Origin of the sequence: Planotetraspora mira (genome assembly GCF_016863275.1) — a bacterium.
Lineage (GTDB): Bacteria > Actinomycetota > Actinomycetes > Streptosporangiales > Streptosporangiaceae > Planotetraspora > Planotetraspora mira.
In genome coordinates, this window is sequence record NZ_BOOO01000004.1 from 1 (window position 1) to 25705 (window position 25705).

A 25705-nucleotide genomic window follows, 5' to 3' on the forward strand; every position below is an offset into this window, starting at 1 on the left:
GTGTGATACGAGGCGATATAGGTCGTCCCGGCACTGACCGCCACCGGCGTCGAGAAGTTCACCTGCTGCCACCCGGACGCCGTCTCCCCCGTGAAAGTCGCCGAGGCGAGCAACTGACCACTGCTCGTCCACAGGCTGCCGACATGGGGCCCCGTGTTCTGCGACCCCTTGTAGAACCTGATCCCCGTGATGGTGCCCGGAGCCGTCGACTGGAACTTCACGCCGATCTCCACCGGCTTGGTGTCGTTATTGGAGTCGACCGCGGGCGTCGTGGTCGGCGGCCAGAGTGTATTCACAACGGTGACGGTGGTCATGGTGGGGGTCGCCTGCAGGTTGCCGATGTCGTCGACCGCTCGGGTCTGGATCTTCACCGTCCCCGGAGTCGTCGGCGTCCAGCTGAACACCCAGTTCGTGCGCCCTGTCGCCGGACGCCAGGTCGTCCCGCCGTCCACGGACACCTCGACGGCGGCCACGACTCCGCCACCGGTGTCCGCCGCCGTGCCTTGTACCGTGACGGGGCTTCTCGCCGACAAGGTCGCACCGTTCACGGGATTGCTGATGGCAGACGTCGGAGGAGCGGTGTCCGTCGACTGTGTCGCCGGAACCAAGTCCGGTTGGAGCGTCGCCGGCTGGACCCCCATGTCCGCGAAGAGATTCACGGTCGCCTGCCGTATCCGGATGTCCGCGGGCGTACCGGGGCGATCATGAACGGCGTCGAGTCCCCATGACCACTGAGTGGTTCCTGCGCCGAAGACGAGCACGCCACTCGGCGCCCGGTAGAGCACCAGATGGTGGGTCGCCACCCCCGCGCCGTATGTGGACCCGAAGTCGAGCAGGTACTGCGGCGTCACATCGAGTGTGGTGCTGGACAGTTGCACAGGGCCCGCCGGCTGGAATCCGTTGTAGGGCGCCTCGTCCCATTCGTAGCCAAGCATTCCGGCGGCGAAGTTCGCCGTCTGACCAGGCGAAAGGTTCGCGACAGACGTGTTGCGCCAAAACCGCATGGGGGCGTATTCAGCCGGGACCGTCATTGGATCGTTGCGGGTGCCGTTCACCATGTGCAGCGTGCCGGTCAGCGCGTTCTCCGGCCTACCGCCATTGGACGGCGGGGAGAAACGCGGATCGCGCCACGTACCGGTCCACTGAGGACTCGGGTCGATCTTGGCGTTCGCAGCAGTCTCCTTGTAGCAGACAAGTGTCCGGAACGGCGTGGTCGATCCATCGATGCTGTCCTCCCATCTCGTCTTCCAGAACACCTCGTTACCGGAAAAGAACGACAAATCGACGCCCTGGGCGCGGGCGTTCTCCACGTTGTTCCGCATGTCGTTCGACCAGTACTCGTCGTGCCCGACGGACAGGAAGACCTTGTGGTCAAGCAGTTCCGCTCCCCGCCTGGCCGTGTCGACGTTGCTCGTATAGCTGACGTCGTAACTGTTGGCCTCCAGCCACCTGACCATGGGGTATTCGGAGTTGAAGAAATAGCTTTCGACCGACCCTTTGCAACAACTGCTGCCCCGCGTGGTCACTGGACGGTTGTAGCTGACCGCATAGGACCTTCCTACCGGACTCCCCAGATAAAGGCTGTTCCCACCGTAGGTGTTGTATGCCTGCCACGTTGAGTCAGAGGTTTGAGCCAGTAGATCCGAATTTCGAGCATCATCCCGCAAAACGAAAATTATCTGGCTTACACCGGTTGCCCCATCCTCTCGCACCAGGTTTGCGAGGTAGACCCCGGAGACGGCGTTGTTCGGCACGGCCCAGGAGGCGGATACCGCCCAGTTGCCGCAGTCGATCAGTCCTATGGTGGGGTCACTCAGGCAGTCCGGCTGCGTCTGAGGCAGGGTGGCGGAGGGCTGGACGGTGGTGATTTTCCGAGCTCCCAGCCCGCTGTAGTAGCCGACGCGGTAGATGTCCACGCGGTAATCCGTCGCATCGGTCTTCACCTTGAACTGCACCGTCTCCCCGACGTTGACGCTCATGTTCGTCGCGAAGCCCTGGATGTTGCTGCTGCCTGCTCCTGGGACGTCCCATTCACTGGGGGGGCTTCCAGGCAGGCTGTTTTCAATGCAGATGATGGAGGTGGGCGGGCAGGCCGCCGCTTGGCGACTCCTGTGCGGCTGGTTCGATCGGCGAGTCGGCAAGCTCTCCCCGGGATGGGAGAGCGGCGTCTTCCCTTGGCTCGGTTCCAGCATCCCCGACGGCGTCGCGGACGGTACCGGCATCGGCATCCCGGACGGCACCGCAGACGGCACCGCAGACGGCACCGGCATCCCGGACGCCGTCGCAGACGGCACCGCAACGGGCACCGCAGACGGCACCGCAGACGGCACCGCAGACGGCACCGGCATCCCGGACGCCGTCGCAGACGGCACCGCAACGGGCACCGCAGACGGCACCATAGACGGCATCGGCATCCCGGACGCCGTCGCAGACGGCGTCGGTGTGTACGCCTGGCCCCAGGCACCCTGGATCGAGCCGAACATGACAACCAAGCCAAGACCGCAAGCGATCAGGCCTGCGAGGTTCATCTGCCACCTCGGGGCGACTTTCTCACAGTTCAACACGTACGATCCCCCGATTACGGCGGCAACGGTGGCTGGTCACGAACCCGAACCGTCAACTATGCGGTAAGCGACGCGGTCTGCCGGGACAAGGTCGTATCCGAGCAAGCGGCGCCGCATATACCGGCACGACGACGAGGACGAATGTGGCGGGAAATATGCCGACGTCCGCAGCGGCCTATGACATCTAAAGGGCGAACCTGCTGCGGCCGGAGAATCGTCGGACTCTCGCGAATTCGAGCGTGCTCCACACCCGCGTAGAACATCCGCGGCCTTGGACATGCTCGCAAGCATTGACAAGGCTGATGCTCACGACTCGCAGGATCGGCCGCACTCGACGCACTTCTTGCCAGCCCTTTATAAGGCGAAGGTGTTGAAGACATCTTTCTAAATTTCACGGGCAGGCCACCCCGGGAAACGATCTGGCTCCGCACCGGCGCGGGCAGGATGAAGAGCGCTTCCAGGTGTGGACGAAAGTCCCGAATACGGAGTCCGTGCCGGATATGGGAGGGCTCTCCCAACTGTGACCACTAGGCGGTTCCGCGCCACATGCCGATTACTGTCTGGAGTCGATCGGTAGCCGGAGAAAAGGACGGTGAACATGCCAATGAAAGTCAAAGGCATGCTCAAAATCATCTCAAGCTATCGGGTCGATCGGGCGCACCGCGGAAGTGCGCTCGGTGACCTGGCGACCAGCGGCTTCGCTTCCACGCCCGGCAAATCACGTATCCTCGCCGCTGCCCGCGCTCCTATCGCTCTCACGGTCATTGCCGCAGTACTGCTGCGTTCAGCTGCCATGCTGGGATATCACCAGGCCTTTTGGCACGGGGACACCACCGCCTATGTCACCGACGCGCTGCGGATCGTACCCAACCCTTGGCGACCTGCCGGCTATTCCGTGTTCCTTCGAATGTTCCTGGACTTTCACAGCAGCGCGCTTGTGGTCGCCGCCCAGCACCTTCTGGGGCTGGTCACCGGAATTTTGATTTATGCCCTGCTCCGCCGATGGCAGGTGCGACCGGTGCTGGCAGCGGCCGCCTCCCTTCCCCTTCTCCTCGATCCTCGCCAGTTGGTGATCGAGCATGCCCTGCTCAGCGAGACCCTCTTCACCTGCCTTGTGACGGGGGCCGTCGTCGTCACGCTCTGGCGGCGCCGACTCACACCGCGCACAGTCGCTGCAGCGGCCCTGTTGCTCACCGCCGCCACGCTCACCCGATCGATAGGCCTTCCGCTCGTTCTGCTATTCCTCGGCCTTCTAGTCGCGTGGCGGGTCACGTTGCGCACACTGCTCACGGCTGTGGCGACCTGCCTCGTACCGCTCTGTTCCTATGGTCTGTGGTTTCAGGCACACAACAACGTATTCGCACTCGGCTCGAACGACGGAATACTCCTCTGGTCGCGCACCATGTCGTTTGCCGACTGCTCGAAGATACGTCCACCAGCCGATCTCATACAGCTTTGCCCGCCTGAACCGCACCGAGCCGCCGCCACGTGGCCGTGGAACTTCTTGCTCGATACCAAGCGCCCCCAGGAATACCTGACCGACGAGAACGCCTGGTTGTACAGGAGACCAGGTCCGCCGCTCAGCCCTGAGAACAACTCCCTCGCACGGAATTTCGCGCTGCGTGCCATCGTCGCCCAACCCGTGGACTACGCCCTCATCGTCCTGCGCGACCTGACCGACACCGTTCTCCGGCGGGACCCACCGGTGCACGGTGACCCCGCCTTCCTATTCCCTGCTGTTCCCGACAAAATTCCACCGGAGCAGGGGGAGATCGCCCGAACATACGGTTACAGCGGCGCGCCGACGGCGGTCGCGCCCTTCGCCGCATTCCTCGAACGGTACCAGTATTTGATCTTCCTGCCGGGGCTGATGCTGTTCCTCGCAATGGTGACACCGGCGGTTTTGATGTTGCGCTGCAAACGTCGGCTATCGATCCCGGCACTGCTGCCGTGGTCGATGGCAGTGGCACTCCTGGTGCTCGCCACCGCCACGAACCAGAACTCTTACCGCTTCGCCCTGCCGGCGGTTCCACTGGCATGCATCGCCTTGGCCCTCAGCATCACCCCGGCCGTACGTCGCGGCACTGCAAGAGTACGGGGAGCCATTAATACGGATCGGACCAGTTCACATGCTTGACTTCCTCATCGGAACCGGACGCTGCGGATCCACACTTGTCCACGACGTAATCGCCCGTCACCCGGATGCGAGCTTCGTATCCAACGTGGACGACCGGTGGCGGCGAGTTCCCGCATTGATTCGGCCGCTCAACGGAGTTATCTACCGGCGAATGCCTACCGGTTCCAGGGTGAAATGGCTACGCCCTTCTGAGGGCTACGCGGCCCTGAGCCGTGAGGTCTCCCCCACCGTGGTCAATCCGTTCCGGGATCTGGTGGCCGCGGACGCAAGCCCTTGGCTGGCGAATCGCTTGAGGTCCTTCTTCGAGAGCCGAGGAGCCACGGCACCAGGGCGGCATTTCGTTCATAAGTTCACCCTCTGGCCCAGAGCCTCGTTCCTGCACGCGGTGTTTCCTGAGGCTCGATTCGTGCACATCGTGCGCGACGGGCGCGCGGTGGCGAACTCTTTGCTCCAAATGCCGTGGTGGAGTGGGCATCTCGGGCCGTCACGCTGGGAGTTGGGAACGCTCCCCGAGGGTTACGCCCAGGAGTGGGACCGCGAGGGAAGGTCTCTGGCACATCTAGCCGGGATCGGCTGGAAACTACTGATAGACGCCTTCGAGGTCGCGCGCACAGCCGTGCCCCCCGATCTTTGGCTCGAGGTGCGCTACGAGGATCTGCTCGCGGACCCGCGTAAGCATATGGACATCATCCTGGAGTTTCTCGGATTGCCCTGGACACAGGGCTTCGAGAGGGGCTTCGCACGCCAGGAATTTTCCCCTGGGCGTGCCGACGCTTTTCGGAGAAACCTTGCCCCGAAGCAGCTCGCGCTTCTCGAGCGTTCCCTCGCGTCTCGCCTGCAGAGGTATGGATATCACGTGTGACACGGCGGGCGGTAAGGGCCGGCGCGGCAGCCGGGGATCGGCTTTTCCCAAGAGCAACCGTTTCGCCTCGGACCGGCAATGACCTCACAAGAGCGGGGTGTCCAGACGGCCTTATCGCGCCAAAATCGACAGGCTTACGCGTATGGTCGAATCTTCGCCCCTGGCGAGTCCTGCGCCAGGCCCGGTCAAACCAGTTCAATCAGCCGAGCGCATCGCGGAAAAAGGACATTCCACTCGACGCCGATGGCTGACTGGATTCCGGACGTGGCTGCCGGCGGCGGCTGTGACGGCTTTCACTCTGGTCGTACTGATCTCTTCGGGTGTTTCCAGCTCCGACATAGCTTCGTTCAGCGCCTATACCGTCTTCGGACTGCTGCTTCCCGGCATGCTGATCATCCGGGCAGTGCTCGGCCATGCCCACACGCTGGCAGAGGAAATGGCACTCGGCCTTATTCTCGGCTACGCCATAGAAGTACTCACCTATATCGGAGCCCGGGCTATCGGAGTGCCACTTCTGGTCCTGGTGTGGCCGATCGCAACTTATGCGGCCTTCCTGATCGTTCCCCGGCTGCGAAGTCATTGGAAGCGGACAACTCGCCTGAAAGCGCCCGCCTGGTGGTCCTGGGCTCTTGCTCTGACGATTGCGTATCTGATCGTCTGGAGTTCTTCGTACTTCAAGTCGAATGCCCTCACCTGGCCGGCGATGGCGGCGTCGAATATAGACGTGCCATATCACTTGTCCTTGATCGGTGAGTTGAAAAACCATATGCCGCCCACGGTGCCCATGGTGGCCGGCGAACCGCTGTTCTACCACTGGTTCCTTTACACGTACTTCGCGGCGGCGAGCTGGGTGACCGGAGTGGAACCGTTGGTACTGCTTGTCCGCGTGGGCATGCTGCCCATGTTCGCCGCTGTCGTCATCCTGCTGGGTGCGATCGGGCGGCGCGTTATCAATTCATGGCCGGCGGCACTGGCGGCCGTCGTGAGCACAGTCTTCATAGCGGCTCCGAATCTTTATCTTGGGACAAGGACCAGCGTATTCGAGACGGCTCCTTTTCAATCGTGGGAGAGCCCCACAGAGACATTTGGAGCCCTCCTCTTCGCCCCGGTTGTTCTCCTCCTCGTCGATCTTCTTCAGCGCCGACGGCACACTCTAGGCGTATGGCTCCTGCTGGGCGTCTTTCTCGTGGTGGCGATGGGGGCGAAGGCCACAAACCTGCCCATACTGGCCGCTGGACTGGGTACGGTAGCCGCGGTCGAAGTAGTCACGCGGCGCAAGCTCCGGTGGCCGACAGCCGTCGCACTTGGAATGACCGCTCTGTGTTTTCTCTATGCCCAGGTTGTGCTGTTCGGCCAAACGCGGCAAGGGCTGACCTTGGCGCCTCTCTCCGTCGCGCGAGGAGAATGGGGGAAATTGACCGGCCTGTTCAGCACGGTCGAGCCCTCGTTCGCGGCCGTAGTCGGCGTAGCACTCATGTATGTGGCGAACTGGTCCGTCATGTGGCTGGGGATCCTCGGCCTGCTGAGCCGGCCTCGGTTGCTCAGGCAACCCGCAGTGCTTCTCATGCTGGGCATGGGCGCCGCGGGTATCGGAGCAATGTTGTTGCTGGGCCATCCGCACAATGCTCAGGGGTACTTCCTTCAGGCGGCCTGTCCCTATCTGGCCATCCTTGCCGTCTACGGGCTCACTCTGCTCGTGCGACGGACACGGCCGTCGCTGCGGACGATTTTCATTTCGGTAGCCATCGGGGTGGTGGCCACTTACCTGATCCGCATGCTCTGCGGTGTCAGGGTTCCCCTGAAGCCCGGCCAGTCGGATATGCCCCTCTTCCTTCCGTATATTGTGCTCCTCGTCATCGCGGCCGTGCCGGTGATAGTTATGTATGTCACAGGGCGGGCCGGGCTACGCGCCTGGACGGTCATCGTCCTTTTCCTCACAAGTGCCGGCCTACCCGCCGCCTGGTTCACGCGCGTCCTGTCGACCGTGGAAAGGGACACACCCAACTCCCCCGCGAATTTCCATGGGTTGGCCCACCCCCTCGTCGCACAGGCCGTCCCACAAGGCATCGTGACGGCAGGACGCTGGTTGCGGGCCCATTCTGAGCCGAACCAGTTGGTCGCCACGAATTCGCATTGCCTCTGGGGATACGAGAGCCCATGCGACAGTCGCCAAGCATGGGTTGCCGCACTGACCGAACGGCGCGTCCTGGTCGAGGGGTGGATGTACACTCCGACGAATAATGACCGCTGGCGTATGGGAGGCCAGCGAGTCGACGGTCTACCGTTTTGGGATGCCGAAAGGCTCAGCCTGAACGACGCGGCATTTTACCGCCCATCGTGGAACACGATGCGTCAACTGCAAGAGCGTTACGGAGTTCACTGGCTCTTCGTCGATGAACGCCGAATAAACCCAGAATCGCGTATCGGGGACGTCGCAAAGCTTCGTTTCCGTTCCGGCGACTATGCCGTATATGAGATCGGGACACCGGCATAGAACGGTAGCGAACAGCGCGGATCGCCGGCAGATCATGGGCGCTCCTTAACGACCCGGAATACCGGCGATCCGCATCGGAGACAGGCGTGGCAATGTTCGCCGGTCGCCGACCACGACCAGGAAGTACGCGGCGCCGAGTCTTTAGCAGCCAGTAATCCTTGGCCAAGGAGTTGAACCGCCATGGCGGTCGGAGTGAAGGCCCGCATCAACTGCGTGGCGTTTCTCATCGGGGAGTTGAATCTGGGCGGAGCCCAGCGACAACTGTCCCTGCTTACACGGGAATTGCGGCATTCAGGCGTCGCGGTCCACGTACTCCTGCTGTCGAGAGGAGGACCGCATGAGTCGAATCTCCGGCACGCAGGGGTCCACGTGCATCATCTCGGCTTCTCCCGAAGGCAACCCCGCCTTGTGGCTCTGGCCAGGAACCTGCGCGCCTTTGCACGCATGGTCTGCCTGCTGAGACGGCTGAAGCCGGAGGTCCTGCACGCGTTTCTCTACGAGAGCTACGTCATGGGCCCGCCGGCCGCCCGCCTGGCACGAGTCCCGGTCGTGGTGGCAGGGCGGCGCAACCAGAGTGATCTTCTCAAGAAGAGACCCCGATGGGTACATGCCCTCGAAAGGGCCGTGACTGGGATGACCGATCACGTCGTCGCCAATGCGGTTGCCGTGGCCGAGGATGCCCGTACGGTCGAGCGTGTCCCGGCACGGAAGCTGAGCGTGATCCGTAACGGCCTTCCCGATTCGGCGTTCCAAGCGATCGCATCAGAGAAGATCGACACCACGCTTCCCCTCGTGCTGTGCCTGGCCCGCCTCAGCCCGGGAAAGGGACATTGTTTCCTCATCGAGGCCGCCGCCTTGCTTTCCCGTCAGGGGCTGCCCATCACACTCGTGCTCGCCGGAGACGGACCAGAACGTGATGACCTTGAAAGCCAAGCCCGCGCGCTCGGCGTCGACGTCCGCTTTCTGGGAGACCAGAGGGACGTCGCGGGATTCCTGGCGCGCGCCGACATGGTGGTCCTGCCTTCTCTGTCTGAAGGCCTGAGCAACGCGGTCATGGAGGCGATGGCGGCGGGCAGGCCGGTCATCGCGACTTCGGTCGGTGGGACGCCCGAACTGCTCGAAGACCGCGGAATCCTCGTCCCCCCCGCTGACCCCGCCGCTCTCGCCGAGGGAATCACCCGCCTGGTCGAGAATCCGGAACTCGCCGCCGCCCTGGGAGCCGCAGCTCACGCGTGGGCGCGCAAGAACCTCTGCCTGGACGTCATGGTCGATGACCACATCAAGCTGTACCAGCGACTTTTGGAGAAGCGATGTGCGGGATAGCCGGAATCGTGTCGACATCGCGTCCCGACCCGGAGCTCACCCGCCGCATGTGTGGGGCGATCACTCACAGGGGGCCCGACGGGGCAGGCTTCCACACCGATGAACATGCGGCTCTGGGCATGCAACGCCTCGCCATCATCGACGTCGCCTCAGGTGACCAACCCGTCTACAGCGAGGACGGCCGGATCGTGGCCGTGTTCAACGGCGAGATTTACAATTTCGCCGAACTGCGCCGCGAGCTGATCGCCAAAGGCCACATCCTGCGCAGCGAGGGCGACTCCGAGTGCCTCGTGCATCTCTACGAGGAATTCGGTGTGGAACTCGTCCAGCGACTCCGCGGCATGTTCGCGTTCGCCATCTGGGACAGGGATCGCAGGCGCCTGGTGCTGGCCAGGGACCGGGTCGGGAAGAAGCCGCTCTATTGGCGATCGGATCATTCCTCGATCCGATTCGCGTCGGAGCTCAAAGCACTCGCCACGGACCCGGACATGTCTCGTGAGGTTCACCCGGTGGCTCTCCACCACTACCTCACATACTCGTACGTTCCGGCTCCGTGGAGCATCTACCAAGGGACCTACAAGCTCTCTCCAGGCCATGTGCTCACCTGGGAAGACGGCCGCGTCACCGTGAATCCCTACTGGCGGTTCGACTCCACGCCACGACATGTGACGGACGAACGAGCCGAGGAGGAACGGCTTCGGGAACTACTCCTGGAGGCGACCCGGATTCGGATGGTCAGTGAGCGGCCCATCGGAGCGTTCCTGTCCGGCGGCATCGACTCCTCGGCGGTGGTCGCGGCCATGGCGATGCAGCGCGGCGAGCCGGTCAGGACGTTCAGTATCGGTTTCACCGACGAGCGCTACGACGAACGACACTGGGCCCGCCTGGTCGCCGAGCGCTACGGGACCGAGCATCGTGAGCTGGTGATCACACCCGATCTGCTGGACGTCCTGCCGAAGATCACATGGCACTTCGACGAGCCCTTCGCCGATTCATCGGCCATACCCAGTTTCTACGTGGCCTGGCTGAGCCGCCAGCATGTCACGGTCGCCCTCACCGGCGACGGCGGCGACGAATGTTTCGGCGGTTACAACCGCTACACGCTGGCCGCCAGGAGTAGCCGGATTCCGGTTCTTCCCCGTGCGCTGGCCAGAGTCCCGCTGCGAGTCGGCAGCTTCTTCGCCGAAAAGAGCGCACCGGGCACCGCCACCCGGCGTCTCGGCCGGCTCCTGCAGTTCGCAGCTGAGCCGCCGGCCCGGCGCTACGCGTTGATGATGTCCGCCTTCACCACTGAAGGAAAGAACGCGCTCTACGGCGACGAGCTCCGGACACAGGCGGCCGGTGTGGACAGCTACAACCTCCTGGAGGAAGCCTTCCTAGAGTCGCGGGCGGATACAGACCTTGGGCGGCTCATGGATGTGGACGTCAACACCTACCTTCCCGGGGATCTGTTGGTGAAGGCGGACATCTCCACCATGGCCAACTCTCTTGAGGCACGGTCCCCCTTCCTCGACCACCATCTGATGGAATGGGCAGCGAGCCTCCCGCTGCAGCTCAAGGTGCATGAAGGTCAGACGAAGCGGCTGCTCAAACGCGCGGTCGCCCCCTGGCTTCCGCAGGAACTCATGAACCGTCCCAAACAAGGGTTCGGTGTTCCGCTGGCCATGTGGCTCCGACGGGAGCTGCGCGATCTGGCCTTCGACATGCTGACCGACCACACCGCGCGGAGTAGGGGCATGTTCCGCCCGTCGGTGGTGCGAAACCTGCTCCAACGCCATCAGATGGGGGCCGACCACTCCGTACAGCTTTGGACGCTGCTGCAGTTCGAGCTCTGGCACAGGGCACACGCCCTCCCCGATGCGCAGAGCTCGAGTGAGGTGCGATGCTCCGCGGCTCAAATGTGAACTCGTCACTGAGCAAGGTCGCTCAGACGATGGCGAGCCGAGTGCTCCGGCTGTTGCTGGCGACCGTGACAGGGGTGTTGCTCGCGCGCACTCTCCAGCCTGAGGGCCGGGGAACCTACGCAATCATCGCCACCGCGGCAGCCACGGCCATCGTCATGGGGCACTTCTCCATCGAGCAGACGCAGATCTCCCTCTGGGCGGATCGGGCGCGACGACACTGTCTTGCCGTGAACGGCCTGCTTCTCGGCCTGATCCTGGGGACTGTCGCCGCACTGGTCGGGATGATGCTGACGCTGCTCGGCGCCATGCCCACAACGTCTCCGCTGCTCTACTTGGCACTGCTTTCCGTGCCGTTCGGTGTCATGACGACCAACCTCCGAGGCATCGCATTGCTGCGGTCAGAAGTGGGCGTCGTCAACCGCGCGACGGTCGCAGCGGGCCTGATCCAGTGTCTCCCTCTTCTGGTCCTCATCGCCATCGGCAATGTCACGGTCGCAAGCGTCGTGGTGTGCTGGACGATCTCCATAACCGTCCCTTCTCTCATTCTCATCCGGGCGCTGGGCCTTCGCCCCCTCAGAGGCGGAGGTCGGCTGGCATTCCACCAACTGGCCCTCGGGAGCCGCTACCACGTCGGGGTGGTGGCCTTCCACCTTCTGCTGACGGTGGACATTCTGCTGCTCCACGCCTTGGACTCCGCCGCGGCGGTGGGCATCTATACCGTGGCCGTCACAGTGCTCGAACTCGCGCGCATCCCAGCCGAGGCGATCACACAGGTCGCCCTTCCCCAGCAGGCGTCGAGCGACATGAACGACGCCGCGCAGGTCACCGCCCGCATCATCCGGCTGAGCCTGCTCCTGTCTGCGGCCTTCATCGGGGTGCTCGCCGCGCTCTCCCCCACGCTGATACCTCTGCTCTATGGCCAGTCCTACGCGGGTTGCGTCGCCCCCTTGCTGGTGCTGGCACCAGGAATGATCGCGCTCTTCCTGATGCGCCCGGTCGAGCAATATCTCGTACGCCTCGGCCGGCCCATCAGCATGACTGCCATCCCTGTCGGAGCGGCGGCCGCGAACATTCTGCTCAACCTGGTACTCATTCCTCGATTGGGCGCGGTGGGTGCCGCCCTCTCGTCCACCATCACCTACGTTCTCATGGCCGCATTGGAGATCTCATGGTTCGCACGGTCGGCGGGAATCCCGAAATCCGCGCTACTACCGCGCCCGGCCACCATGCGGTCGGCACTGGATCCGTATGTCAGGTCCGAGAGCATCTCCTGATCATTTTCGACGACCTGCGGGTGCTGCAGGCGGCCCGAGCACCCGTCGTACGGCGAACTCGCCGCCCGGGACTGTGCTGGCCGAGCTGGACATCCACCTGATCTGCGATAAATGCGGCACCCACCAGACCCCGGCGATCAAAGCGTGCGGAAGCGATCCCCAACTGCTTGAACAATACCGACGAACAGTCGCAGAGGCCGTATTCGGCAGTAAACTCAGCCGAGCCGCAATCGATCAGTACAGCATCTGGTTAGCACTTGGTATTGTGCCAACGCTTGAGCAATCCGCTCCGCCGATTATTGCGAGTTGCGTACTAAGATCAACTCATACGAAGAGAAGATCGGCCGATCGCGAGCGACCGAGCCGGCGGTAGCGAAATACACTCCGCAGAGTCCGGCATCATGCGATAGGGAAACGCTCACCAGTCGCCCTTCCCAAGACCCGCTGAGCTACTGAGCGGGATGCGAGACACGCGCGGGATGACGGCGATGAAGGGCCTCGGCGCGCCGGGTGCCCTCGGCACGCGTGTGCGGGCTCCTTCCGCGAACGACGTGTCACCGCGCGCCGACCAGCGCCGGACGGAGTGCAAATCAGACATAAATGACAATTCACAGCAATACACTCGCTATTTGGTCAACGTCATCAATAAAGCGACAACCGGCGTGCAAAAGCGACTGATCGTCGTTTGACGCTCAGTCGCCCCGGAAAGCAAGACGACAGATGGATGGCCCGAAAAGGGTCTCCGCAAGCGCATATACCCGATCGCCGGGGAACCATCAAAGCAATTGGGAACACGTTTTCAGGGGGAAAATGAAATGTCGAACTTCAAGAGCCTCGTCGGCGTTCTCGCCATCAGCACCGCGCTGACCGGTGGAGCCATCGCCCTCGACACCGCCGCGGCCGCCGGCGCCGCGAACGCCACCACCATCATGAGCGGCTGCCGCGGATGCGGCGACGGGTGGGGCCGTGGACACCGCAACCACAACCGGAACTGGAACCGCAACCACGAGCGTCAGCACGAGCGTCAGCACCAGCACCAGCTCCAGCACCTGCTGCGCGACTTCGCCCTGCTCATCACGCCGTTCCAGAAGACCGACAACCAGACCAATCCGATGCAGAAGCAGAACAGCAAATCCAAGGCGAAGGCGGTCTACCCGCCCGCTCCGTCGACGCATGCGCCGTACGTCACCCCCCAGATGTCAGATTGACGTCGTGATCGAGGCCTCCCCGGTGGCTGCCGGGGAGGCCTCGCCATTCGTTCACGCCGGGGAGCGTGGGCGAGGACGTGCCGCCCGAGGGCCCGGGCGCAGAACACGGAGCTTCTCGCAGCCGTATGGGTAATACCGGGGGCAGAGCTGCACAATATCTTGGGGTCGTATGGTGCTGTCGCCGACGCTGTTCACTCCGTGCGCGCGATGCTGATTCGGGTGAGCACCGAACATCACGCCAAGGGGATTCAGAACGGTTTCGGCCGCGCATCAGAAGAAGCCGGGATGCACCGTGCCACCCTTTCACTCCGCCACCGTCGGCATGGGGAGTCTTCGAAGGCCGCATCGTGATGAAATTGCACGTCTGCGACATCGTCAAGAACCTGGGGACCGGCGGCACGGAGGTCTTGCTCGTCAACTTCCGCTTTCCCCTCCCCACAGCGGTGCTCCGATCGACGTCACGACGCTGGGGGCAGGGTCCTGCTCCTGACCAGGCCTAGAGATCCCCACGTGCTCGCGTAGACCATCCTGCGGTGATGCAGACCGAGATCCACGCGCGGTTTCGCGAACGGGCATGCAACAGCGCAGATCTTGTGAACATCAGCCGAACGGCGGAATCGTTCGACCGACTCCATGACGACGTCTGCGCTTGGAGCTGATTTCGAAAGACCGGCCCCAGGGTCGACCTCAAGGCGTGTGGAGGTATTTTCCAGTGGAGTACCTTGTCGTTGCCGTCACTGCAGCGATGCTCATCGTGATCGTGCAAACAAGTTTCGCCCACCATATGTCTCGACGTGTGCTACCGGTGTTGCTGGCCGCCTTCATCGTCAGAATAATCGTTCACATCTTGATCATGCAGCCCAATGCTATCGATTATGGCGGCGACAACGTCACGTATATGGGCCTGGCCAGAAAGATATTGACATACTGGGAGCTCGACGGATTTCATTTCGTCACCACCGAACAACTGCCGGATCTGTATTCCGTCACCGCGATCTGCAATCTCTTCGCGGCCATCATGTACATATGCGGCGGCCCGGCCGCGCTAGCATGCACGGCGGTTGTGGCACTCATTTCGTGCGCCCTGTGCGTTGTCATTTACAAGATTGCAATACTGGTCGGGGCGAACGAGTCTTCGGCATTTCGGCTGCTCATCGTGACGGCGTTCATGCCGTCGTTCGTGCTGCATTCGTCCGACACGTTCAAGGATGGCATAAATGCCTTCCTGGTCGTTTCCTGTATCGGTCTCGGCCTGTCGAACCTGCAACGCTTCGACATTCGGAAGGTAATACTGGTCGGGCCGTTGCTCTGGACGCTGTGGCACGTGCGGCCATACATGGTCTTCATGTGCGTGCCGCCACTCGTCCTCGGCGCCCTCAGCCCCAAGCGAATCTTGTCTCTGCGTAGCACCGCCATTCTCATCGAACTGCTGATGATCGGCCTGCTCTTTCTCGCCGGAACCGCAGACTCCCTGCCGACGGCGTCGATACAGAAGGAATTGACTGAAGCTCAATCCACGCAGGTGCGCATGTTCACCGCCAGCGCCGGAAGCTCCGGGGTGACCTTCGACGACGGCGGCAACGCATGGGGGGCACTCGGGCCGAAGCTGCTCTACACGCTCCTGTCGCCGTTCCCATGGACTGATGGGAGCCTTGTACTGCAGCTCGGCAAGATCGAGACGCTGATCTGGTATTACCTACTCTGGAACGCGGTGATCGGGGCCCGCGAGTTGTGGCGGCGGGATCGAAGGATGCTGTTGATGCTCGCGCTGTTCATCGTTCCCGGCTTCATCGCTTATGCGACGACGGTCGCCAATATCGGCCTGATCTTCAGGCAACGGATGCCACTGATGATGATCACGAGCCTGCTTGCCGCGATCGCCTGGACCAAGAGGCCGGCGGCGAAGACAGAGATCTCGGAGCCTCTCCGCATTCCAGAAGCGGCAACAAGTACCACTTCCTGCAGCCCATCGGCGTCGAAGTTGTAGATCGCACCCGGTCTTCGCCGGTGAACGCCATCAGCGCGATCTTCGCGACAGGCGTGCCCTGAGCCGACAGCATCATTCGCGCCCGCCGCCAGGTCACCGCCGCCCGCCGCCACGCCGTACGATGCGCGGCAGCCGGTTGCCTTCATCGTCATCGATCTCGCGTGCGCGAACCCGCTCAGCCACGAGCAGGGTCGGCCCGCGATCCCCTCACGCGTTCCCCTCATGGCGCCGGGAATGATCCCGGATTCCTGACCCGCGATGACCTGCACGGACGAGGGGTACGGGCATCGCGACGTCCCCCGTCTGGTTGACCCGCTCGGTGTTACTCGTTCGCCGGGTTCAGTCCTCGAGCCGAGTCACCCTGGGCGGGTCCGGGACATGTCGCGCCGGCCCATGGGCTCCCCTGACCCGCATGCGCCCGTTGCCAGAGCTCAAACTGGACCAAGGACCACAGGATGTCGCTGTGGTCCGCGCCGCCCAAGTGCCTCAGCAACAGATCGCGTACGGCCGACGGCCGGAACAGGCCACGGCCGCGTGCCGTTTCGTCGGTCAGGACCTGCCAGGCCAGGTCACGCAGTTCGCCGCGCAGCCACGCGGCGAGGGGGACGCCGAACCCCTGCTTCGGGGCGCGCAACAGCTCCTGCGGCAGCCAGGCGGCGACCGCTCGTCTCAGCAGCCGTTTGGTCTGCCCGTTGCGGACCTTCAGCGCCCCGGGCAGCCCAGCGGCCCACTCCATCAGGTGATGGTCCAGGAACGGGGACCGGCCCTCCAGCGAGTGCGCCATGGTGGTGGTGTCGACCTTCACCAGAAGGTCGCCCGGAAGGTACATGGCGGTGTCGGCGTCCTGGGCACGGCCCAGGTCTGTCCCGGCACGCGAGCCCAGAAAGAGATCCTCGATCAGGCTGCCGCTGTCCACCCCCGCCAGCAGGTCGCACAGCTCGTCGCTGTAGATGCTCGCTTTCTGCTCCTCCGTACAGCGACGCATCAGCCCCGCATAGCGGCGCGACGGAGGATCGGCCGCGAACCGGATGACCCGGCCGATGCGCCGGCTCAGGGTCCCGTAGTCGCTCCGCTCCACCATTGCCCGGCCGAAGTGGCCGCACGCCTCCGCCAGCGGGCGGGGCAGGCGGGGCATCCCGCGAGCCATGTTCATGAGGGCGTAGCGCTGGTAACCGCCGAAGGACTCGTCCCCTCCGTCACCGTTGAGCGCGACCGTGACGTGCCTGCGACCCAGCTCGGCGACATAGAAGCTCGGGATCGCCGAGGAGTCGGCGAACGGTTCGTCGAACTGCCAGGCGATGCGCGGCAGTACGTCGAGCATGCCGCCCGTGACGACCAGCTCGTGATGATCGGTGCCGTATCGTTCCGCTACCATCCGCGCCTTGTGACGCTCGTCGTACCGGCTGTCCTCGAAGCCGATGCAGAACGTCTTGATCGGCTCGCCGCTGTGCATCGCCATGGCGGCGACGACCGCCGACGAGTCGATCCCCCCGGAGAGGAACGCCCCGATGGGGCGCTCGCTCACCATGCGAATCCTCGTCGCTTCCAGGAGCAGCTCGCGCAGCCGCTCTTCCTCCTCACTCACGTCGGCGACTCGGCGCGTGGTCCAATCGGGCGACCAGTAACGATGCACCCTGCTGCGGCCTTGCTCCCAAACCAGGACGTGTCCGGGCGGGAGCTTGCGCACTTCCTGGTAAATCGACCACGGCGCCGGGACGTACTGGTAGGTGAGGTAATGATGCAAGGCGACCACATCTATGTCCCTGCGCATGCCGGGATCCTGAGCGAGCGACTTCAGCTCCGACCCGAACCAGACCGTGTCGCCATCAGCCCGCCAGAACAGCGGCTTCTTGCCGACACGGTCCCTCGCGAGAACGAGCCGTCCCCGGGCGCGATCCCAGATGGCGAAGGCGAACATCCCCCTCAGCCGGTGGACCATGTCGGTGCCGTGCTCCTCATAGAGATGCACGAGACATTCGGAGTCACCGGCGGAACGCAGTCGGTGCCCGCGTCGTTCCAGGTCCTGCCGCAACTCGGCGAAGTTGTAGATTTCGCCGTTGAAGACCGCGACGACCGCGCCGTCCTCGCTGCTGACTGGTTGGTTGCCGGTCGCCACATCGATGATCGCCAGCCGCCGCATCCCCAGGGCCGCGTTCTCATCGCTGTAGTAGCCCTCACCATCGGGACCCCGGTGCACGATCACATCGCACATCCGCCGCACGATCTCGGGATCCGGTGTCGCCGTCGAAGCGATCCCCGCTATCCCGCACATCAGGCCTTCACGTCCCCGGCCAGCTCCGCGTAAAGCTCTTCGAACCACTCTGCCGTGTCGGCCATGTCCACACTCTCCGCGTCGGCCAGGGCTCCGGCCCGCAGTTCACGATGTCTCTGCGGCTCCATCGCCTGGAGCATCGCCTCGGCCAGGTCACCGGCCGAACCCGGCTCGGTCAAGATCCCGTTCCGGCCGGAGGTGATCAGGTCCGGCACTCCCCCGACCCGGGTGGAGACGACAGGGACCCCGGCCGCCAGCGCCTCCATGACCACCACGGGCAGCCCTTCATAGTCGGAGCTGAGCACCAGCAGGTCGGCTGCCGCGACCAGCCGTGCGGCCCGCGGGACCCTCCCCAGCACGCGTACGCGGTCGCCGAGGCCCCGCGTCTCCACGTCGCGGACGACCTCGTCCCGCAACGGCCCGTCACCCGCGAGCGCGAAAACGGCATCCGGCCGGAGCCGCACGACCTCTTCGACCGCCTGGAGGAGCAGCCGGTGATTCTTCTGCGGACGGAAGTTGGCGACGCAGGCGCACAGGAACGAGTCCTCCGGCAGGTTGAACTCACGCCGCAGGAGGCGCGCCCGGGCGGCCCACCGCCGCTGTTCCTGCACGTTGACCCCGTGCATGCGGGTCAGCACGCGACGAGCGCCGACGACGGCACGCGACCTGGCCACGAGTGGTGACACGGCGACGGTGCAGTCGTCCAGCCCACGGGTCAGGCGGTCAAGACGCATCGTCTTCGGCCATCGCTCGCAGTGAACGGTCGAGACGAGAGCGGGCCGGCGCCGGCCGAATCGAACGAACGGGCGGAGAACGATGGCGGGAGCCGGGGAATGCACATTCAACACCTGGGGTGCGACCCGGCGGACCGCGGCGACGAGCCTGGCATAAACCAGAAGCCTGGGAGACCCGGTGAGATCGATGACGGTTATTCCGGCCGAGCGCAACCGCTCGATGAGTTCGTCGGTCGATGCCCGCAGGCAGATCACCGTGTAGTCCACGATCTCTTTGCGAGCCCTCAGAAGCCGCTCGACGAGCAGCACCTCGACGCCTCCGAGGTCAAGGGTCTTCACTACCTCGCACACTCGAAGATCACTCATCTGCTCCCACCCACTGGCATCTCTCGCCTGCAGTTGAAATAGGAATGGCAATTCACGTGCTTCAATCTGCCGATCCTTCGTCTGCACCGTCCACAATCCCGGCACGGGGTGGCCGGGAAGCGCTTTGCGTCGGCTCCCGAGTTCACCGGTCAAGGCAAGGAAAATCGATGAACGGGTCGGCCTCAAGCGGAACACGGCCCCTTGACTTCCTTTTTCCATCGAACTCCGGCCGCCCGGCCATGTATATGACCTGCCTGATTGACAACGCGTGACCAGGCCGTTCGCCTGCTGACGGGACGGCGAGTGCTTGATCATGTTCAGGTACCGAATTCGGAAACTCTTCGCCGTCACGGTGAGCGCGTCGTGGTGGAGACCTGCTTCCGAGTTAGTTTCTCCGGCGTGAACCGCATCTGTCAGCGAGGGGCCCGTGATGACACCGGACGGCCGTATTCGTGTCATGGAAATCATTGCGCGCATGAACGTCGGCGGCCCGGCAACGCAGGTCATGGGACTGTACAAGGGGCTGAACTCCGATGAGTTCGACCATCGCCTCTACACGGGCTACGTCGACGGCGCCGAGGGGGATCATTTCCAGCTCCGGGGCGCGACGCCACAGGTCCATCGGATCCCAGGCCTGGGCCGCTCGGTCAGGCCGACTCACGATTCTCGCGCGCTCCTGCAGTTGATCAGTGCCATGCGCGAGTTCCGGCCGCACATCGTGCACACCCGGACGGCGAAGGCCGGCGCGCTCGGCCGTACGGCCGCCCGCCTCGCCGGCGTCGGTTCGGCCCGGGTGCACGTGTTCCATGGGCATGTCCTGGAGGGCTACTTCTCGCCGTCCAAGCGCCGCCTCTACATCTGGGCGGAACGGCGCCTCGCGTCCATGACCGATCGTCTGGTGACCGTCGGAGCCAAGGTCCGCGACGACCTGATCGCCGCCGGGATCGGCCGGCCGGAGCAGTACGTCGTGATCCCGCCCGGCGTACGGCTGGGCCGGATTCCCGACCGCGAGGAGGCCCGTACCGCTCTGGACCTCCCCCTTGACGCACCCGTCGTCGCATTCGTCGGCCGGCTCGCCCGGGTGAAGCGGCCCGACCGGTTCCTGGCCACCGCGAGCGCCGTACTCCGGCGTCTGCCCACCTGCCGGTTCGTCGTCTGCGGAGGCGGCGAGCTCAAGGAGGAGCTGGAGCGGGGCATCGCGGACATGTGGGGCTCCTTCCGCCTACTGGGGTGGCGGCACGACGTCGAGACCGTCTACGCGGCGGCCGACGTGGTCCTGATGACCTCCGACAGCGAGGGCACGCCGCTGACCCTCATCGAGGCGGGGATGGCTGGAACTCCCGTTGTCTCCACGCGTGTGGGAAGTATCCCGGAGATCGTCCGCCACGGTTCCACCGGCCTGCTGGCCGGCCTCGACGCGGATGAGCTGGCTGAGCACACCCTCCGCCTGCTGTCCGACCCGGCGTTCGCGCGCCGGATGGGCGAGTCCGCCCGCCACTGGACGTCGGACTCCTTCGGAGTGGAGCGCCTGGTGGCGGACACCGAAGCGCTTTACCGGTCGGTGTCCGCCGCGCCGGGACCCCAACTGACGCCAGGGAGCACCACATGAGAATCCTAGTGACGGGCGGCGCCGGGTTCATCGGCGCCAACCTCTGCCGGACGCTCACGACCCGTCCGGAAGTCGAGAGCATCACGGTGCTGGACGACCTCAGCACCGGGGATCTCGCCAACCTCGCAGACGTCGGGGTCGACGTCGTGACGGGCAGCATTCTGGACCGGGAACTACTGGCGGAACTCACGGCAGGCGTCACACATGTGATCCACCTCGCGGCGCGGCCGTCGGTGCCTCGATCCCTGATCGACCCCATCGCCTCGCATGCCGCCAACGCGACGGGAACGCTCCACGTTCTCGAGGCGTGCCGCGGCACCAAGCCGCACGTCATCCTCGCGTCCTCGTCCTCGGTCTACGGCAACTGCCAGGAACCGTACAAGCACGAGGACCTCCCGACGCGGCCGCTCAGCCCGTACGGCGTCAGCAAGCTCGCCACGGAGACCTACGCCCTGGCATACGCGGAAAGCTTCGGCCTGCCAGTCCTGCCGTTCCGCTTCTTCAACGTCTACGGACCCATGCAGGCCGCCGACCACGCATACGCGGCCGTCATCCCGGCGTTCGTGTCCGCAGCTCTGCACGGCCGGCCAGTCCCGATCTACGGCGACGGGAATCAGGCACGGGACTTCACCTATGTGGGATCGGTGGTGAGCGTCCTAGCCGAAGCCGCCGTCCGCCGCGTCACGAGCGGGAAGCCGGTCAACCTCGCGTTCGGCACGCGTGTGTCTCTGCTGCACCTCAAGGACACCCTGGAAACCGTCCTCGACCGGCCGATCGAGACGAACTTCCTCCCCCCGCGCGCGGGGGACATCCGAGAGTCACAGGCGTCTTCCCGCCTGCTGCTCGAACTGTTCCCCGGGGTGCGGCCCGTACCGCTGGACGAAGGACTCCGCCTGACCGTGGCCTGGCTCGAGAAGGCGATGAAAACGAATCTCCAGAACGGGAGTGGCCCGGGCGAAGGCGCCTGACCGACTCGCACCTCGTTCGTACGCACCTGTCCAACGATCCTGTCAACCGCCATATGGATGGAGAGAAGTCGTTGACTATGTCAAGCGGAAACACCTACCTGATAACTGGCGGGAGTGGCTTCATCGGGTCCCATCTGACCGATGCGCTGCTCGCCCGCGGCGACTCCGTAGTGGTTTTGGACAACATGTCAACGGGGCGTCCCGCTAATCTCGCCCACCAAGCGGACAATCCCCGGTTGCGCGTGGTCCAGGGCTCGGTCCTGGACGAACTCGTGGTCGACGAACTGGTCCACACCTGTGACGTGGTGGTACATCTCGCTGCCGCCGTCGGGGTCAAGCTGATCCTGGAGCAGCCGCTGCGATCTCTCACGACGAACATCCGCGGCACGGAGATCGTCATCGAGGCTGCTCACCGATATCGCCGGAAGATTCTTGTCGCCAGCACGAGTGAGATCTACGGGAAGAACTCCAGCGGGCCGCTCCCGGAGACGTCCGATCGCATCCTGGGCAGCCCCTCCGTGGCCAAATGGGCGTACAGCACGGCCAAGGCCGTCGACGAGATCCTGGCCAACGCCTATCACAGGGAACGCGGCCTTTCGACGATCATCGTCAGGTTCTTCAACACGGTGGGACCGCGGCAGAGCGCGGCCTACGGCATGGTCATCCCAGGGCTCATCAAGCAGGCGATCAGCGATCTCCCACTCACCGTCTACGGTGATGGCACCCAGACCCGCTGCTTCGTCCACGTGCGGGACGTCGTGGAGGCCTTGGTCCTGCTGCTTGACAATGACAGGGCGATCGGTCAGACGTTCAATATCGGTGCCGGCGACGAGCTCAGCATTCTGCAGCTCGCCAAACTGGTCACGGAACTCAGCGGGGGCACATCCGGGATCGACCTTGTTCCGTATGCCGAGGCCTACGGGCCGGGCTTCGAGGACATGACGCGCAGGGTTCCCGATACCACCAAGCTTCGCGAGCTCACCGGATGGGTACCGACACGATCGCTCGCCGACATACTGGTGGAGACCATCGCCGAGGCCCGGGCTGATCTGGCGGCAGTGCCGCGGTGAACACCACCACCCTCCTCGCCGCCGGAACGGCCGGCTTCGCGCTGGCCGCGGGAGGCACCCATATCCTCGGGCGTCTTGCGCTGCGCTGGGGTTTCACCGATCGCCCAGCCGGCTACAAGGCCCATGGCCGGCCCGTCCCCTACCTGGGCGGAATCGCGATCATGCTGGGAACCGCCGTCCCCCCGGTCGTGTTTCTCGGTCTGGCCGATCGCCGGGCCGGTGCGATCGTCATCGCCGCGGTGGTGATAACCCTGCTCGGCCTGATCGACGATCTGTCACCGCTCTCCCCGCTCACCCGGCTGGCGGTCGAGACGGTAGCGGCAGGCGCAGTCGTGCTGAGCGGGGTCCAGGCGACGGTCACCGGCGGATGGCTGGACGGTCCGATCACCACGTTGTGGATAGTCGTGGTCGCCAACTCCTTCAATCTCCTCGACAACATGGACGGCGCTCTCGGAGCCATCACAACGGTCAGCGCGACCTGTCTCGCCGGGACGGCGTTCGTGTACGCACAGCCCGTGGTGGGACTGCTCCTGTGCACGCTGGCCTTCGCCGGGCTTGGCTTCCTTCTGCACAACTGGGCACCGGCCAAGGTGTTCATGGGCGACGCAGGATCGCTGTTCATCGGATTCGTCCTGGCCAGCTCGGCGGCCCTGCTGGTCACCGGGCGGAGCACGGAAACGGTGATCGCGGGGTTGCTTCTGCCGACCTTGGTCGCGATCGTCGACACGGGCATCGTCGTCGTGTCGCGGAAGAGGGCGGGCCGGCCAATGATGCGTGGCGGAAACGACCATCTTTCCCATCGACTCCGCAAACTCGGCCTCAGCACGAGGCTGACGGCCCTCGTCCTCTCCGCCACCGCGGCTGCTGCCGGCGTCCTCGATCTCGCGATGACGCTGGGCTGGATCTCGCCGCTCATCGCGACGATCAGCGGAATAGGGGCCGCTTGCGTTCTGATCGGCCTGCCACAACGGGTGCGGGTTTACCCGTCGGTGCGTCCTGAGACGACTCCGGCGATCATTCGAGAAAGGCGGCAATGATCAGATGGATCTGCTCCACTGCATGCGACTCGTACGCAGGGGCTGGCTGCTCATCCTGCTCTCGCTGATCATCGGGGTGGCGTCCGCCCTTGTCGTGAGCGCGAACACTCCGCCCAAGTACGTTGCGACGACCACCATGCTGTTCTCCAGTTACGACAAGCAAGGCAGCCTCTCCCCCGCGTACCAGGCCGGGGCGCTGTCCCAGGGAGTGCAGTCCTACGCCAGTCTGCTGACAAGTCGTCGACTGGTCAGCCGGATCGCCGCGGGCGAGGACGTCCAGGGACTCCAGGCGAACATCACGGCGGAACCCATCCCCGGCACCGTACTGCTCCGCGCGAAGGTCAGTGACCACGACCCCGAGCGCGCTGCGCTGCTGGCCAACAACCTGGGGTCCGAATTCAGCCGGATGATCGACCAGATTGAGCGGTCGACTCCGGACAGCCGTCCAGCGGTCAAGGTCACGATTGTGGATCGGGCGGAGGTCCCGGAGGAACCGGTCAGCCCCCGGCCGTTGCTCAATATCGCGATTGCCGTGATCATCGCATTGCTCGTCGCCTTCAGCTCGCTCCTGCTCTGGGATCGGCTGGACACGACCATCAAGACCTCGGAGGCGCTGCAGCAGACCTCGAAGAGCTCGATTCTCGGGGTCATCGGATATGAGCGAGACGCGCGGCGGCATCCCTTGATCGTCCGTGACCAGGGCCGATCGTCGAGGTCCGAGGCGTTCCGCTCGCTGCGGACCAACCTGCAGTTCATCGGGGTGGACAAGCAGCCGAAGTCGCTCGTCGTGACCAGCTGCCTGCCGAGCGAGGGCAAGTCCTCCGTCTCCGCCAACCTGGCGATCACGCTTGCCCAGGCAGGATGGCGCGTGATCCTGGTCGACGGTGACCTCCGCCGCCCACGCATCCCTGATTACCTCGGCATCGAGGGGTCCGCCGGCCTCACCGACGTCCTGATCGAGAAGGCGCGCCTGGGCGACGTCATCCAAACCTGGGGCCAGCAGAACCTGGCGGTGCTTCCGAGCGGCCAGATCCCGCCGAACCCCAGCGAGCTGCTCGGCTCGCACGGGATGCGATCGGTGCTGGCTCAGCTCACGGGGGACTACGACATGGTGATCATCGATGCGCCACCACTGCTGCCCGTCACCGACGCCGCGGCGCTCGCGGCGATCTGCGACGGCGCGCTGCTCGTCGCACGGTACGGCAAGACCCGGCGCGAGCAGGTGACGCGCGCCACAGAGCTGCTGTCGTCGATCAGCGCCCGCCTCCTCGGGACCGTCCTGAACTTCACGCCGGCCAGGCGCGGCCACTACTACGGGTACGGCTACGAGTCCGAGGTCAAGACACCGCTGAGTGTGTGAGCAGCTTGAGCGGGACGGCGAGCGAGTTCGCGATGTGGAGGGCCGCCACCCGGTAGGCCCTCCGGGAGCCTCCGTAGGGGTCGGCGATGTCGGGCTGCTCCACCCGGACCAGCCCGCGTAGTGCCCTCGTCTCCGCGACCAAGGCGTGGGCCCGCCGTACGGGATCCTCATGGCGGTCGAGGCTCTGCGCGGGCACGGCCCGGGCCAGCGTGCCGAACTCGGCGATGGTGAACGTACGCAGGGCCGCGGGGGGATGCAGGGCCACCGCTTCGGCACGGTGCTCTGATGAGGCCGTGAGCACGAGATCAGCGCCGACGACCAGCGCGGGGGTGAGCGGGCGCGAGGCGAAGCCCGCTGGGTCCCCGCCGAGCCGGACCAGCACGCGCCGCGCCCTCTCAGCCATCGGACGCCCCGGCTCGGCACGGGTCCCCGCGCTGGTCACCAGCAGCGGGGAACCTGGCCCGAGGGCCGACAGGGTCAGCCGCTCCGCCAGTGCCGACCGGCAGATGTTACCCGTGCACACGAACAGGATGTGG

The 25705-nt window shown here is 64.6% G+C and carries 19 protein-coding genes; 15 read left to right on the forward strand and 4 right to left on the reverse strand.

Annotated elements, in window-relative coordinates; genetic code table 11:
- Nucleotides 1-1979, reverse strand: a 1979-nt coding sequence (locus Pmi06nite_RS03580) for a N,N-dimethylformamidase beta subunit family domain-containing protein (RefSeq protein ID WP_239113597.1), incomplete at its 3' end; no start/stop codon positions are given.
- Nucleotides 1980-2064: 85 nt separating this feature from the next.
- Here Pmi06nite_RS03580 and Pmi06nite_RS41780 point away from each other — a divergent pair.
- The 10 genes from Pmi06nite_RS41780 to Pmi06nite_RS03625 all read left to right on the forward strand — a co-directional run bounded on the left by Pmi06nite_RS41780 (nt 2065) and on the right by Pmi06nite_RS03625 (nt 15753).
- Nucleotides 2065-2631, forward strand: coding sequence for a hypothetical protein (locus tag Pmi06nite_RS41780; RefSeq protein WP_239113601.1), 567 nt, complete (start codon nt 2065-2067; stop codon nt 2629-2631).
- A gap of 552 nt (nt 2632-3183) precedes the next feature.
- Nucleotides 3184-4701, forward strand: a complete 1518-nt coding sequence (locus tag Pmi06nite_RS03585) for a hypothetical protein (RefSeq protein ID WP_203951379.1) — start codon at nt 3184-3186, stop codon at nt 4699-4701.
- Entirely contained in the window at nt 4694-5563 is an 870-nt protein-coding gene (locus tag Pmi06nite_RS03590; protein ID WP_203951380.1) for a sulfotransferase family protein, read from the forward strand. Before Pmi06nite_RS03585 ends, Pmi06nite_RS03590 begins: the two co-directional genes overlap by 8 nt.
- Before the next feature lie 142 nt (nt 5564-5705).
- Nucleotides 5706-8057 carry a hypothetical protein gene (locus Pmi06nite_RS03595; RefSeq protein WP_203951381.1) on the forward strand — a complete coding sequence of 784 codons (2352 nt, stop codon included), beginning with the start codon at nt 5706-5708 and terminating at the stop codon, nt 8055-8057.
- Nucleotides 8058-8237: 180 nt separating this feature from the next.
- Nucleotides 8238-9380: a glycosyltransferase gene (locus Pmi06nite_RS03600; protein ID WP_203951382.1), complete on the forward strand. Its 1143-nt coding sequence runs from the start codon at nt 8238-8240 to the stop codon at nt 9378-9380.
- A 47-nt stretch (nt 9381-9427) separates the two neighbouring features.
- Nucleotides 9428-11284, forward strand: a complete 1857-nt coding sequence (gene asnB, locus Pmi06nite_RS03605) for an asparagine synthase (glutamine-hydrolyzing) (RefSeq protein WP_239113695.1) — start codon at nt 9428-9430, stop codon at nt 11282-11284.
- Entirely contained in the window at nt 11263-12558 is a 1296-nt protein-coding gene (locus Pmi06nite_RS03610) for a lipopolysaccharide biosynthesis protein (RefSeq protein WP_373317244.1), read from the forward strand. The genes asnB (Pmi06nite_RS03605) and Pmi06nite_RS03610 overlap by 22 nt, the downstream gene beginning before the upstream one ends.
- A 461-nt stretch (nt 12559-13019) precedes the next feature.
- On the forward strand, nt 13020-13247 hold the full coding sequence (locus Pmi06nite_RS03615) for a hypothetical protein (RefSeq protein ID WP_203951385.1): 228 nt from the start codon (nt 13020-13022) through the stop codon (nt 13245-13247).
- 126 nt (nt 13248-13373) lie between these two features.
- Nucleotides 13374-13766 (forward strand): hypothetical protein, encoded by a 393-nt coding sequence (locus tag Pmi06nite_RS03620; RefSeq protein WP_203951386.1) that lies wholly within the window; start codon nt 13374-13376, stop codon nt 13764-13766.
- Nucleotides 13767-14478: 712 nt separating this feature from the next.
- Nucleotides 14479-15753: a hypothetical protein gene (locus tag Pmi06nite_RS03625; protein WP_203951387.1), complete on the forward strand. Its 1275-nt coding sequence runs from the start codon at nt 14479-14481 to the stop codon at nt 15751-15753.
- A 322-nt stretch (nt 15754-16075) separates the two neighbouring features.
- Here the strand turns inward: Pmi06nite_RS03625 and asnB (Pmi06nite_RS03630) are convergent, their stop codons facing one another.
- Entirely contained in the window at nt 16076-18025 is a 1950-nt protein-coding gene (asnB, locus tag Pmi06nite_RS03630) for an asparagine synthase (glutamine-hydrolyzing) (protein WP_203951388.1), read from the reverse strand.
- Nucleotides 18025-19125 carry a glycosyltransferase gene (locus tag Pmi06nite_RS03635; RefSeq protein ID WP_203951389.1) on the reverse strand — a complete coding sequence of 367 codons (1101 nt, stop codon included), beginning with the start codon at nt 19123-19125 and terminating at the stop codon, nt 18025-18027. Before Pmi06nite_RS03635 ends, asnB (Pmi06nite_RS03630) begins: the two co-directional genes overlap by 1 nt.
- A 475-nt stretch (nt 19126-19600) precedes the next feature.
- Between Pmi06nite_RS03635 and Pmi06nite_RS03640 the strand changes: the two genes are divergently transcribed.
- The 5 genes from Pmi06nite_RS03640 to Pmi06nite_RS03660 all read left to right on the forward strand — a co-directional run bounded on the left by Pmi06nite_RS03640 (nt 19601) and on the right by Pmi06nite_RS03660 (nt 25169).
- Nucleotides 19601-20734: a glycosyltransferase gene (locus tag Pmi06nite_RS03640; protein WP_239113604.1), complete on the forward strand. Its 1134-nt coding sequence runs from the start codon at nt 19601-19603 to the stop codon at nt 20732-20734.
- Nucleotides 20731-21702 (forward strand): NAD-dependent epimerase/dehydratase family protein, encoded by a 972-nt coding sequence (locus Pmi06nite_RS03645; RefSeq protein WP_203951391.1) that lies wholly within the window; start codon nt 20731-20733, stop codon nt 21700-21702. Before Pmi06nite_RS03640 ends, Pmi06nite_RS03645 begins: the two co-directional genes overlap by 4 nt.
- 77 nt (nt 21703-21779) lie before the next feature.
- Complete coding sequence (locus tag Pmi06nite_RS03650; protein ID WP_308442480.1) at nt 21780-22772, forward strand: NAD-dependent epimerase/dehydratase family protein; 993 nt, start codon at nt 21780-21782, stop codon at nt 22770-22772.
- Nucleotides 22769-23809 (forward strand): MraY family glycosyltransferase, encoded by a 1041-nt coding sequence (locus tag Pmi06nite_RS03655; RefSeq protein ID WP_203951393.1) that lies wholly within the window; start codon nt 22769-22771, stop codon nt 23807-23809. The genes Pmi06nite_RS03650 and Pmi06nite_RS03655 overlap by 4 nt, the downstream gene beginning before the upstream one ends.
- A 4-nt stretch (nt 23810-23813) precedes the next feature.
- A complete protein-coding gene (locus Pmi06nite_RS03660; protein WP_275409544.1) occupies nt 23814-25169 on the forward strand; it encodes a tyrosine-protein kinase domain-containing protein in 1356 nt (451 codons plus the stop codon).
- On the opposite strand, the gene Pmi06nite_RS03665 is transcribed toward Pmi06nite_RS03660, so the two are convergent.
- Complete coding sequence (locus Pmi06nite_RS03665; RefSeq protein WP_203951395.1) at nt 25147-25692, reverse strand: arsenate reductase/protein-tyrosine-phosphatase family protein; 546 nt, start codon at nt 25690-25692, stop codon at nt 25147-25149. The genes Pmi06nite_RS03660 and Pmi06nite_RS03665 overlap by 23 nt on opposite strands.
- Between the last annotated feature and the right edge of the window lie 13 nt (nt 25693-25705).